Source organism: Plantactinospora sp. WMMB334 (assembly GCF_049179095.1).
Lineage (GTDB): Bacteria > Actinomycetota > Actinomycetes > Mycobacteriales > Micromonosporaceae > Plantactinospora.
Genome location: NZ_JBMHME010000002.1, coordinates 3,682,744 through 3,695,356, shown reverse-complemented (window position 1 = coordinate 3,695,356; position 12,613 = coordinate 3,682,744). Strand labels below are relative to the sequence as shown.

At 72.3% G+C, this 12,613-nt stretch carries 8 protein-coding genes; 7 read left to right on the top strand and 1 reads right to left on the bottom strand.

Features of this window, described 5'->3' with window-relative positions; all coding sequences use genetic code 11:
- Positions 1 to 63 precede the first annotated feature (63 nt).
- The gene (locus ACN27G_RS15735) at positions 64 to 3,078 is read right to left on the bottom strand and encodes a BTAD domain-containing putative transcriptional regulator (RefSeq protein WP_421493557.1); all 3,015 of its coding nucleotides are present in this window, start codon (positions 3,076 to 3,078) and stop codon (positions 64 to 66) included.
- A gap of 236 nt (positions 3,079 to 3,314) precedes the next feature.
- Between ACN27G_RS15735 and ACN27G_RS15730 the strand changes: the two genes are divergently transcribed.
- The 7 genes from ACN27G_RS15730 to ACN27G_RS15700 are packed head-to-tail and all read left to right on the top strand — an operon-like array spanning position 3,315 to position 12,607.
- Positions 3,315 to 4,010 (top strand): thioesterase II family protein, encoded by a 696-nt coding sequence (locus tag ACN27G_RS15730; protein WP_421493556.1) that lies wholly within the window; start codon positions 3,315 to 3,317, stop codon positions 4,008 to 4,010.
- Positions 4,011 to 4,042: 32 nt separating this feature from the next.
- Entirely contained in the window at positions 4,043 to 5,830 is a 1,788-nt protein-coding gene (locus ACN27G_RS15725) for a non-ribosomal peptide synthetase (RefSeq protein ID WP_421493555.1), read from the top strand.
- Positions 5,827 to 7,068 (top strand): cytochrome P450, encoded by a 1,242-nt coding sequence (locus tag ACN27G_RS15720; RefSeq protein WP_421493554.1) that lies wholly within the window; start codon positions 5,827 to 5,829, stop codon positions 7,066 to 7,068. The genes ACN27G_RS15725 and ACN27G_RS15720 overlap by 4 nt, the downstream gene beginning before the upstream one ends.
- A complete protein-coding gene (locus ACN27G_RS15715; RefSeq protein WP_421493553.1) occupies positions 7,065 to 7,301 on the top strand; it encodes an MbtH family protein in 237 nt (78 codons plus the stop codon). Before ACN27G_RS15720 ends, ACN27G_RS15715 begins: the two co-directional genes overlap by 4 nt.
- Positions 7,298 to 8,305, top strand: coding sequence for a TauD/TfdA family dioxygenase (locus tag ACN27G_RS15710; RefSeq protein ID WP_421493552.1), 1,008 nt, complete (start codon positions 7,298 to 7,300; stop codon positions 8,303 to 8,305). The genes ACN27G_RS15715 and ACN27G_RS15710 overlap by 4 nt, the downstream gene beginning before the upstream one ends.
- A complete protein-coding gene (locus ACN27G_RS15705) occupies positions 8,302 to 8,862 on the top strand; it encodes a DUF6817 domain-containing protein (RefSeq protein WP_421493551.1) in 561 nt (186 codons plus the stop codon). The genes ACN27G_RS15710 and ACN27G_RS15705 overlap by 4 nt, the downstream gene beginning before the upstream one ends.
- Positions 8,863 to 8,911: 49 nt before the next feature.
- A complete protein-coding gene (locus ACN27G_RS15700) occupies positions 8,912 to 12,607 on the top strand; it encodes an ATP-binding cassette domain-containing protein (protein WP_421493550.1) in 3,696 nt (1,231 codons plus the stop codon).
- Positions 12,608 to 12,613 lie beyond the last annotated feature (6 nt).

The window sequence follows — 12,613 nt, the reverse complement described above, 5'->3', positions numbered from 1 at the left end:
CGGCACGCTACGCAGCGCCGCTAACAGCGCGCTAACAGGCCGGCCGGAGCGGGGCTGACCTCGCTAACCGGGCAGCGCCGGCAGGCGCAGCACGGTCTGGTCGAGGCCGAGCTGGGCGAGGATGTCCCGGTAGTCGCGGCGGCAGACGGTCGCCGCCTCCCGCTCTCCCATGGCGGAGAAGACGCGGTCCAGCCGAGCGAGCGTGCCCGCCTCCTGGAGGGAGGCACCGAGCCGGCGCCAGATCCCGAGGGACTGGCGCAGGGGTTCGACGGCGCGCCGAGGCTCCCCCTGACCGGCGGCGAGGTCGCCGCTGGAGCGCAGCACCTCTCCCATGCCCTCGCGGTCGCCGACCCGTTGCTGGACCCGCAGCGACCGGTCGAGCCGGGCCGCGGCCGCCGCCCACCGCCCCAGCCTGATGTCGAGGTCGGCCTGCGCCTGTTCGACCCACGCCGAACCCCGGTCGTCCGCGAGCCTGCGGCTGGCGGCGAGAGCGTCCGCCAGGGCGCGTTCGGCGTCCGCGAAGCGGCCGACGTCCATGAGTCTGCGGCCGTAGTCGCGCAGGTGGGTCGCCATGGCCCGGCTGCTCGTGGCCGAACCCAGCGCCAGGGCCTCCTCGAGCAGCGGCAACGCCCGCTCCGGCCGGCCGAGGTCGGCGTGCAGGCTGGCGAGGGCGTCCAGTGCCTCGGACCGTAGCCGTGGCGCGACGTCGGCCCGGCGGGACACCTCCAGGGCCTGGTGCAGCCAGTCGGCGGCCTCGGCGAACCGGTCCAGCATCCGCGCCGCCAGCCCGGCGTGGTTGAGCGCCCGCAGCTCGCTTCCCCGGTCACCGAGCTGGCGCGCGATGCTCAGCTCCTCCAGGGCGATCGCCGGCAACTCGCCGTACTGGTGGCGCCGCGACCGCATGACGAACAGGGCACCGAGCAGGCGTACCAGGAGGCGGTTCTGGCCGCTGGCCCGAGCGCAGGCGACCGCGGCACAGAGCGTGTGCTCGAGGTCGTCGTCGTAGGACCGCATCGTCAGGAAGCCGGCGAGCCGTAACGAGAGCCCGGCGGCGAGGCCGGCGTCGCCGAGCCGGCACGCCTGATCGACGGCCGCGACCAGGCTGACCCGCTCGACCTCGAACCACTCGGCCGGCATCTCCCGGGGCGCCGCGGCCTCGGCGCGCGTCACCCCGGACGCGGGCGGGCAGGCCAGCCCGCCGGCCGGCGCCACGCCGTGGTCCAGCGCCACGCCGTGGTCCACGCGTTCGTCGGCGTCGGCGGCCAGGGGGAGCCAGCCGCACAGCAGCGCCGACTGCACCCTGGCGAGCACCGCCGGGCCCTCCTCGGCCATGGCACGTTCCCGGCCGAACTCCGCGACCAGGTCGTGCAGCCGGAACCGCAGCTGGCCCACCGCGTCGCGGCCGAGCGGCTCGACCAGATGCACGTCGACCAGCGTGTCCAGCATCATCTCGATCGGTACCGGGGCCTCCGCCCCGAGCAGCTGCCGCGCCACCCAGGCGGGCCAGTCCGGCGCCTCGACGAGTCCGAGCAGCCGGAACAGGCGGCGTACCGGCGCGTCCAGCGCCCGGTAGCTGAGTTCGATGCTGCCCCGCACGTTCAGATCGCCGACGGTCAGCTCGTCGAGCCGGCGGTGCTGCCCGGCCAGCCGGCGCCGGAAGTCCTCCAGCGTCCACTCGGGACGCAGCGAGAGCCGGGCGGCGGCGGCGCAGATCCCCAGCGGAAGGTGCCCGCACAGCCTGCCGATCGCCGCGGCGGTCTCCGGCGCACCGGCGACCCGCTCCACACCGATCAGCTGGGCGAGCAACCGAATGACGGACTCCGGTGACAGCATCGGCACCGTCCACCGCGCCGTACCGACCAGCGCGCCGAGCTGCCGCCGGGAGGTGACCAGGGTGGCGGACCCGGATGCGCCGGCCAGCAGCGGCCGGACCTGCGCCTCGCTGGCCGCGTCGTCGAGCACCACCAGTATCCGCCGGTCCGCCAGATGGCTGCGGTACGTCGCGATCCGCTCCTCGCGGTCGTCCGGGAGGTCGGTCCCGTCCACCCCCAGGGCGCGCAGCAGCCGGCCGAGGACGTCGTGCGGGTCGGCCGGCGACTGCCGGGTCCCGTGCAGGTCGGCGAAGAGCTGGCCGTCCGGGAAGCGGTCCCCGAGCGAATGCGCGACCGCCAGCGCCACCGTCGTCTTGCCCACGCCACCCGGGCCGACCAGCACCACCGCCGGCCCTGCCGGTTCGGGCCGTCGCAGCGCACCGCACACCTCGTCGATCAGCGCGTCGCGACCGGCGACGGCGGCGGCTGCCGGCGGAAGCTGGCGGGGCACCGGCCGTTCGGGAGTGTCGGACGGTACGACGTTCTCCCCGCAGAGGATCCGCCGGGCAAGGGCCTGCAACGGCTGCCCCGGCTCCACACCGAGGTCCTCGGTCAGGGTGCTGTACGCCTGCTGGTAGGCGGCGAGCGCGTCCGCGCGCCGGCCGGCGCCGGCCAGTGCGATCATGTTGACCTCGTGCAGCCGTTCGCGGTACGGGTGCTCACGGAGCAACGGGGCGATCACCCGCATCACCTCGTCGTAGGAGCCCATGGCCACCTTCGCGCCCAGCCAGGTCTCGAGCGCGGCGAGTCGCTCCTCCGCGAGCGCGTCCCGGACGTCCGCAGCGAACTCCTCCACCACGTCGGCGAGAGCGGGGCCGCGCCACAGGGACAGGGCCTCGCCCAGGACGGTGACCGCCCGATCGGGCGGGCCGCCCTCGCCGGCCTGCCGCCCGTGCTCGACCAGGCGGCGGAACTCGACGAGGTCGAGCTCGTGTCGGCCCAGCCGCAGCTCGTAGCCGCCCGGCCGGGACACGATCAACTCGTCGACACCCAGGCGCTGACGCAGTCGGCTGATGATGTTGTGTACCTGGGCCTTGGCCGCGGTGGGTGGCCGCTGCCACATGAGGTCGATCAAACGGGTGGTCGGGACCAACCTGTCGGCGTCGAGCAGCAGCGCCGCGAGCACCGAGCGTTCCCGCCCCCGCCCCACGGCAACCGGCCGTCCCTCACGTCGAACCTCGACAGGCCCCAGCAGACCGAAACGCACTGGTAACTCCACTGAAGATCAAATAGATCGCCTGAGGTTTCGGGGTCGGGAGCCTATACCCCAACCTGCGTCCGTGTGTGCCCCTGCGGCGGGATCACGATCTTTAACGCGTCCGGGGGTGCGTTGTTAGGAATCTGTTAGAGCGCCGTGCAACGGTGCCGCACACACGGATCCGTGCGGGCAAGGTCGCCGCCACGATCACGGTAAGGCATTTCGACAGTACAACGGGGGCAGGATTGAGTCACACGATCCTTGTGTGCCTGGGATTTGCCGGTTCGGGTGCGTCGTTCTTCCATCCCTGGCGGAAGATCGCCCCGGACGGCCTGGAGATACTCGCACCGCAGTTGCCGGGGCGCGAGTGGCGGATCGACGAGGATCCACCCGGCGATGTCGGGGCAGCCGTCGAGATGCTGCTCCCCGAGGTCGTCTCGGCAGGTGCCGGGCAGCGCGTGGCGCTCTTCGGGCAGTGTTTCGGCGCCATCGTGGCGTTCGAACTCGCCCGGCGGCTGTCCCGTGCCGACGGTCCGCAGCTCGTGCACCTGTTCCCGAGCGGCTCGCAGAGCCCGTGGGCGCCGCGGGCACGGTGGGCGACCGGCTCCGACGACGAGTTGGTGCGCCGGGTCCGTGAGGACATCGGCTACGACCACGAGGCCCTCGCCGTGCCGGAGCTGCGCGAGCTGATCCTTCCCGCGCTGCGGGCCGACATGGAGAGCCACGAGAGGTACGTCGCCCCGGCGGGCGAGCCGCTCGGCGTCCCGGTCACCGCGCTGCGCGGTCGGCGTGACCCGGTGGTGAGCGCCGGCGAGGCGCGCGGCTGGAGCAGGGCCAGCACCGGGAGCTTCGCCCTGATCGAGTTCGACGGTCCGCACATGTACCTCATCGACGAGGCGGAGGAGCTGCTCACCGTGATCGCGAAGGCGGTCGGCACGTGAGCCCCGTGGCACCGGCCGGCGACGGAGCATCGGTGCGTACGCGCGAGAAAGCCGGACTGGCCGCGACGTTCGCGGCTCAGGTCCGCCGGACGCCGGACGCGGTCGCGGTGGTCGCCGGAGACGTCACGCTGAGCTACCGGGAGCTCGACGCCCGTGCCGACCTGCTGGCAGCCAGGCTCGCCACCCTCGGGGTCCGTACGGAGTCGATGGTCGCCGTGCTCCAGGAGCGCTCGGCCGACCTCGTCGTGTCACTCCTCGCGATCCTCAAGGCCGGCGGCGTCTACGTGCCGCTGCACGCCGACTATCCGGCGACCCGCATGGAGTTCATCCTCGCCGATGTCGGCGCCGAGGTGCTGCTGGTCGACCGCGCGATGCTGCCGGCGGTTCCCCGGCACTCCGCACGGTTGTGCCAGGTGGACGAGTGCGGTGGCACCGTGCCCGAGGGCACCGTCCCGCCCCGCCCGCACGGCCGGGCGGCAGCCGCCCAGTTGGCGTACGTCATGTACACCTCCGGTTCGACCGGCTCGCCGAAGGGGGTGGCGATCAGCCAGGCGGCGGTCGCCCACTTCGCCGCCGACCCCTGCTGGCAGCCGAGCAGCAGCCACGGGCGCGTCCTGCTGCACTCCCCGCACGCGTTCGACCTGTCCACCTACGAGCTGTGGGTTCCGCTGCTCAACGGCGGGCAGGTCGTGGTGGCTCCACCCGGATACGTCGACGCCAACGTGCTGCGGTCGCTGATCGAGGCACACCGGCTCACCGCCGTCAGCCTCACCGCCGGCCTCTTCGCCGCCGTCGCGCACACCGCGCCCGAGGTGTTCGCTCCGCTGCGCGAGGTCTCGACCGGCGGCGACGTGGTCAATCCGGGCGCGCTGGCCCGGGTGCGCGAACGATGCCCGGACACGGTGATCCGGCACATGTACGGGCCGACCGAAACGACGTTGATCGTGACGCATGCGGTGCTGACCCCGGAGTGGCGGCCCGACCGGCCCGCGCCGCTGGGCCGCCCGAGGCAGGACATGCGGGTGTACCTGCTCGACCCGTCCTGTGCCCGGGTCCCGGTCGGCGTGCCGGGCGAGATGTACCTCGCCGGTCCCGGCCTGGCCCGCGGCTACCTCAACCGGCCGGGGCTGACCGCGGAACGGTTCGTGCCGGATCCGTTCGGGCCGCCCGGCGAGCGGATGTACCGCACCGGCGACCTTGCCCGGACCCGGCCGGACGGCGAGCTCGAGTTCCTCGGGCGGGCCGACGACCAGATCAAGATCCGTGGCTACCGGGTCGAACTCGGCGAGATCGAGACCGTGGTCGCCGGGCACCCCGACGTCCGGGAGGTGGCCGTGCTCGCCGAGGAGGTCGACGGCGAGCGGCAGATCGTCGCGTACGTCGTCGCCGCGGAGGGCGCCGGCCTGCCGACCGAGGCGCTGCGGGCGCATGCCGGCGCGACGCTTCCCGAGTGGATGGTGCCCACCGCGGTCGTCCGGCTCGATCGGCTTCCGCTGACGCCCAACGGAAAGGTCGACCGCCGGGCGTTGCCCGGCCTCCGGAGGGAGCCGACCGGGGCCGCCCCGTCACCGGCGTCGGGCCGGCTGCCGCGTACACCCCGCGAGGCCGCGCTCTGCGAGATCTTCGCGGAGGTGCTCGCGGTGCCACAGGTCCGCATCGACGACAACTTCTTCGACCTCGGCGGCAACTCCCTCAAGGCGATCCGGCTGGTCAGCCGGCTGCGCAAGGAGATCGGCCTGGAGCTGCCGGTACGGAGCCTGTTCACGGCGCCGACCCCGGCACAGGTGCTGTCGTCGGCGGGAGAGGGGGACCCGGTATGACACCCGGCCTCCTCGACGGGGATCTCTCCGCGATCGACCTCGCCGATCCCGAGACGTTCGTCCGCTCGGACACCGACGAGATGTGGCGCCGGTTCCGGACCGAGGCCCCGGTCCACCTGCACCCGGAGACCGGGCACGGCCCGCCGTTCTGGGTGCTCTCGCGGCACGCGGACGTCCGGGCCTTCTACCAGGACGACGAGCGGTTCAGCTCCCACCACGGCAACATGCTGACCTCCCTGCACAAGCCGCACGGCGATCCGGCCGCCGGGATGATGCTGGCGCTCACCGACGCGCCCCGGCACAGCGCGATGCGCGCGATCCTGGTGAAGGCGTTCAGCCCGCGCAGCCGCGAACTCATCGTCAACCGGCTTCAGGATCGTGTCGACGCGCTGCTCCGGGAGGCGGCGGAGAGGCGCGAGGTCGACTTCGCCCGGGACGTCGCGGAACGGGTGTCGATGGGCACCATCTGCGACCTGATCGGGATCCCGGCCGCCGACCACGACATGCTGCTCGGGCTCAGCCGGGAGGCGCTCAGCTCCGACGAGGCCGACCAGACCGACGAACAGGCCTGGGCCGCGCGCAACGAGTTGCTGCTGTACTGCCAGGACGTCGCCGACGAACGCCGCCGCCGTCCGACGGACGACCTCATGGGCGCGATGGCGAGCTGCGTCGTCGACGGCCGGCCGATGACCATCGACGAACTGGTGGTCAACTGTTACGGACTCATCCTCGCCGGCGACCAGACCAGCAGGCTCGCCATGGTCGGTGGGGTACTCGCGCTGACCGGCCACCCCGAGCAGTGGGAGTCGCTCGGCTCCGGACGGGTGCGGATGGCGACCGCCGTGGACGAGGTGCTCCGCTGGACCACACCGGTGATGCACGTCGGGCGCATCGCCCGTACCGACGTCCGGGTCGGCGGTCACACGGTGCGAAAGGGCGACATCGTCACCGGGTGGAACACCTCGGCCAACCGGGACGCCGAGGTGTTCGCCGATCCCGACACCTTCGATCTCGGGCGCGCACCCAACCCGCACCTCTCGCTCGGATACGGCCCGCACTTCTGCTTCGGCGCCTACCTCGGCAGGGCCGAGGTAGGCGCCGTGCTCACGACGTTGCGCAGGACCGTCGACAGCGTCCAGTCGCGCGGCGAACCCACACCGCTGTACTCCACATTTCTTCGTGGCTACGGCAGCTTGCCTGTCGAGTTGATCCCGAAACGAGGTAGGGCGTCGTCATGAATCCGTTCGACGATCCGGATGGACAGTTTTTCGTCGTGGTGAACGACGAGGGTCAGCATTCGTTGTGGCCCCAGATCGGGCCGGTTCCGCCGGGCTGGACCGTCGTGCACGGTGCGGCCGACCGGACGTCCTGCATCGACTACATCAACGCGAACTGGACGGACATGCGGCCGCGCAGTCTCGTGGCGCACATGGCGGCGCAAGGTTCGACCGGATCCGGGGAAGAGTCGTGACCGGTGGCGGCGACGCGCACACCGTGCGCGAATCATTCCTCTTTCCGGGCCGGAGGGTGGCCGTCTTCGAGGCGATCGGGCCCGGGACGGACCCCGTCGGGTGGGCCACGGCACACGCCGACCTGGTACGCGACCGGCTGCGTACGGCGGGCGGTTGCCTGCTGCGCGGGTTCGACGTACCGGACGAGTCGGTCTTCGCCCGGGTGGTCCGGGTCTTCGACGACGAACTGGCCGAGTACACCTACGGCTCGACGCCGCGCAGCAAGGTCGGTGACGTCTACACCTCCACCGAGTACCCGGCGAGCGAGGTCATCCCGCAGCACAACGAGATGAGCTACACGACGACGTGGCCGCTGCGGATCTGGTTCTACTCGGTCCTTCCGGCCCGGGGCGGTGGCGAGACGCCGCTGGCCGACAGCCACGCGGTGCACAACCGCATCCCGGCCGGCGTGCGGGAGCGGTTCACCCGGCACGGCGTGCGCTACGTGCGCAACTACCGTGCGGGTCTCGGCGTCTCGTGGCAGGACGCGTTCGCCACCCGCGAGCCCGCCGAGGTGGAGGACTTCTGCCGCCGGCGGAACATCGCCTTCGAGTGGCTCGACGACGGCGTGCTGCGCACCGTCGAGACCTGCCAGGCCGTCGCCACCCATCCCGAGACCGGCAGGCCGGTGTGGATGAACCAGGCGCACCTCTTCCACGTGTCGAACCTGAAGGAGGCGACCCGCGTCGCCCTGCTCGACATGATGGACGAGGCCGACCTGCCGCGTAACGCCTATCTCGGCGACGGCAGCCCGATCGACGCGGCCGATCTCGCGGCGATCCGGCAGGCGTACGCGGAGGAGACCGTCGCCTTTCCCTGGCGGACCGGGGACGTCCTGCTGGTGGACAACATGGCGATGTCGCACGGCCGGTCGAGCTTCGTCGGCCCGCGCAAACTGCTGGTCGCCATGGGAGCGGCCTGCTACGACAACCTGTCCGCCGCCGCGGCACCGGGGACGACGTGACCACGGCCGCGAGCTACCCGGACAAGATCGCGTTTCTCGAACGCCACGGTACGGGCGAGACTGCGCACTCGGGCGCCGACCTCCTCGCACACCTCAAGGGGGTGCACGACCTGCTGCTGAGCTGGGGCGAGCGGGCGGCACTGTGCGACGCCGGCCTCTTCCATTCCGTGTACGGCACCGACATCTTCCCGACCGGGACGGTCGAGCACGGGGAGCGGCCCGAGGTCCGTGCTCTCATCGGGGAAGAGGCGGAGATCATCGCCTACCTGTTCGGGACCCTGACCCGGGGCAGCATCTTCGACGCCGCTTTCGACGGCCCGCCCTTCCTGCTCGAGTCGCGGGCGGGTGAGACCGTCGGCGTCACCGACGCGCAGTACGCCGACCTCGCCGCCGTGACCGTCGCCAACTGGCTGGAGCAGCGTCCCCGGTTCGCGGAGTCGCGACGGCGCAGCCGGGAGCGGGAGTTCGGGGTGATGCGCGGCTACCTGTCTGCGGCGGCGCGGCACGCGCTCGAAGACGCGTACGGCTTCGCCCCGCTGACCGGCCCGACGGAGTAGGCCGCGGGGTTCTGACGTGCCGGAACGCGGAAAACGGAAGAGAGAGTCCATGGTGCACACGGGCATGGACGGCGGCGCGAGCCGGGAGGGAACCGCGGGCATTCTCTCGCGGGTCTTCATCCGGTGGCCGTCGGCCCTGGTCGACACGGGGACGAGGCGGAGCATCGAGCTCTCCGACAGCCTGGTGCCGCCGCCGTACGACCACCTCGAGCGGACCGGGCCCGCGTTCGAGCGGGCGTACCGGGAGCGGCGCGCGGGCAGGGACGGGCTGCGCAGGGCGCTCTACGACACCTACCGGCGGCGGTTCTGGTGGGCGGCGCTGGTCTTCCTCGCCTACACCGCCCTGTCGACGGCCGGGCCGCTGCTCATCCGCTGGCTCATCTCGTGGTTCGAGGACGGTACCGCGATAGCCCAGGGCCTGCTGATCGCCGCCGGCCTCGGCGCCTACCAGGTCGCCGAGGGCGTCGCGCACAAGCATCAGTGGTCGGAGGCGTGGAAGTCCGCCCAGTCGACAACCGCGCTCCTGCGTACCCAGGTGCTCCGCAAGTACCTCCGGATGGACCGGTCGGCGCGCGCCGCGTACCCGTCCGGCGAGGTGATCACGCTGGCGACCGCGGACACGCCCCGGGTCGGGCAGACGTCCTTCTTCCACATGGGCTGGGCGGTGCCGCTGGGCATCGCCGGCTCGTGCACGATCCTCTGCCTGCTGCTCGGCTGGGCCGGGCTGGTCGGCATCGCGGTGCTGATCGGCGGGGTGTTCCTGTCGAACGTGGTGAACAACCGCGTCTACCGGCTGGTGCCGAAGATCCGGGCCGCCAACGGTACCCGCATCGGCCTGGTGGCCGAGCTTCTCGGCGCGGCGCGGGGTCTGCGTTCGCACGCCTGGGAGGGCTTTGCCGAGCGGGTGGTGACGCGGGAGCGGGCGGTGCTCAACGAGCTCCTGATCCGGCGGCAGCGACGTCTCGCGACGCTCTATCTCGTCAACGCGGCCGCCCCGATACTGATGATCACCAGCACGTTGGTGACGTACGTCGCGCTCGGCAACACCCTGCGCGCCGCCGACGTGTTCGCCGCGATCACCGTACTGACCAACCTCCGTGGGCAGCTGCCCGAGCTCGTCCGCTATCTGGACATGCGCAACGAATGGCGGGTGGCGGTCGGCAAGGTGGCCGCGTTTCTCGACGCGCCGGAGATCGATGCGCGGGAAGTCGGTGCGCCGGAACTCGGTGCGCCGGAACTCGGTGCGCCGGAACTCGGTGCGCCGGAAGCGGTGGGTCGCGCCGGGGGCGGGCGTGCCGAGGCCGGGTCCGTCACGCTCTCCGGCGCCACTTTCACCTGGCCGGGCGGATCGGACGCCGAGCCCTGCCTCGGCCCCGTCGACCTGACGATCGGGCGCGGCGAGCTGGTCTGTGTGCTCGGTCGGGTGGGCAGCGGCAAGTCCGCCCTGCTCGGTGCCCTCGCCGGGACACTGCGCCAGGTCGCCGGCACGCTACGGGTGCCGGGCAGCGTGGTCCACGTCCCGCAGCGGCCCTGGACCATGCAGGCGAGCATCGCGGAGAACATCCGGTGCTTCTCGCCGGAGGACCCGGAGCGCTACGCGGCGGTGCTGCGCGCGACGGCGCTCGACGCCGACCTCTCGGTCATGCCCGCGCGTGACGCGACGATCGTCGGCGACCGGGGCGCGAACCTCTCCGGTGGCCAGCGCCAGCGGGTCGCGCTCGCCAGGGCCGGCTACGAGGACGGCGACGTCTACCTCGTCGACGACCCGACCAGCGCGGTGGACGATGCCGTGGCCACCACCATGCTCGACGAGCTCTTCACCGGCGTGCTCGACGGCCGGACCCGGGTCATCGCGACCCACCGGCTGGACTACGCCCGTCGCGCGGACCGGGTCGTCGTGCTCGACGAGGGCCGGGTGGTCGCGGTGGGTCGCTACGACGAGATCGTGGCGACGGCACCGCAGCTGCTGCCGGTCATCGCCGCGCAGGCCGCGCAGACCGCGCCGGCGGTCGCGCCGGCACCGGAGACGCCTGCCGCCGTCGCGTCGCCGGCCCCGGCCGAGGAGCCGGTGCGGACCGGGCGGATCACCAACCAGACCTATCGCGACTATCTGGGGGTGCTGGCCCCCGGCCTGCTGCTGGCGGTGCTGATCGGGCTGGCGCTGCTCGCCGAGGGTGTGCTCAGCTCCGGATCGCTGTGGCTCGGTCGATGGACCGAGCGACCGGAGGAGAACACCCTCTTCTACGCGGGCGTCTACGCCGCGATCGGGTTGACCGCGTTGGTCCTCGACCGCAACCTCTTCTCGTTCGCGTTCTCGCGCGGCGTCACGGCCGGGATGACCCTGCACGACGGCATGCTGCGGCGCGTGTTGCGGGCACCCCTGACGTTCTTCGACCGGACGCCGTCGGGGCGGATCCTCACCCGGTTCTCCGCGGACATGGAGACCGTCGACCTCGAACTCCCCAAGTTCACGATGGACCTGCTCAAGGTCGTCGTCGGATTCGTCGTCCCCGCCGTCGCCCTGGTCCTGCTGGGACCGCCGACCGTGATCGTCACCGTCCTGGTCCTGGTGGTCTACCTGCGCTGGCAGCGGCGCACCCGGTCGAGCACGGTCGAGGCCTCCCGCCTGTCGAAGCAGGCACGTGAGCCGGTGATCTCCACACTCACCGAGGTCGTCGAGGGCGCCACCTCCATCGAGGGCAGGCCCCGGCGTGTGGCGGGATACGAACACGAGTTCCGCGAGCGCGTGCGGGTCGCCCACCATGCCGACTACACCGTCAACTCGCTGTCGCGCTATTTCAACCTGCGGCTCGACCTGCTCGGCGCGGTCGTGCTCTTCGGCGTCACCGGCCTGCTGGTCGTCGAGGGCGTCGGCCCCGGTTATGCGGGCGCCGGCATCACCTTCGCGTACGCACTGGTCGGCGCGCTCGCGATGAGCCTGCTCAGCCTCCGCATGCTGGACCTCGGGCTGGCCGGCTTCGAACGGGTCCACGCCTACACCCAGCTGCCGGTCGAGACGACCGCGGGCGATCCGGCGCCGCCCGGCTGGCCGGCGGCGGGCGAGGTCCGGTTCGAGAACGTCGTGCTGCGGTACGCCCACGACCTGCCGCCCGCGCTGGACGGCGTCTCGTTCGCCGTTCCGGCGGGGACGAAGGTCGGCATCGTCGGCCGCACCGGCAGCGGCAAGTCGAGCCTCTTCGCCGCGCTGCTGAGGTTCGTGGAGTGCGACCGCGGCCGCATCCTCGTCGACGGCGTCGACGTGGCCACGATCCGCCTGACCGACCTGCGGAGCCGGGTCGCGGTGATCCCGCAGGATCCCGTGCTGCTCCCCGGAACGCTGCGGGAGAACCTGGATCCCTTCACGGAGTTCTCCGACGGCGAGATCCTCGCCGCCCTCGGGACGGTCGGCATCGACGACAGGCTGCTCGCGCTGCCCGGCGGGCTGGAGCACGTCTTCACCATCGGCGGGGCGCGGCTGAGCGCGGGAGAGCGGCAGCTGCTCTGCCTGGCCCGGGCCGTGCTGCACAACTCGAAGGTCGTCCTCATCGACGAGGCGACCGCGAACCTCGACATGGAGACGGACGCGCGGGTCCAGCGGACTCTCCGGTCGGAACTCGCGGGCGCCACCGTGCTCTGCATCGCCCACCGGCGCGACACGCTCGTGGACGCCGACCGCGTCGTGACGCTCGACGCGGGGCGGGTCGCCACGGTCACGCCGGTCGAACCCCGCAAGGCAACCGTCTAGGCCGAG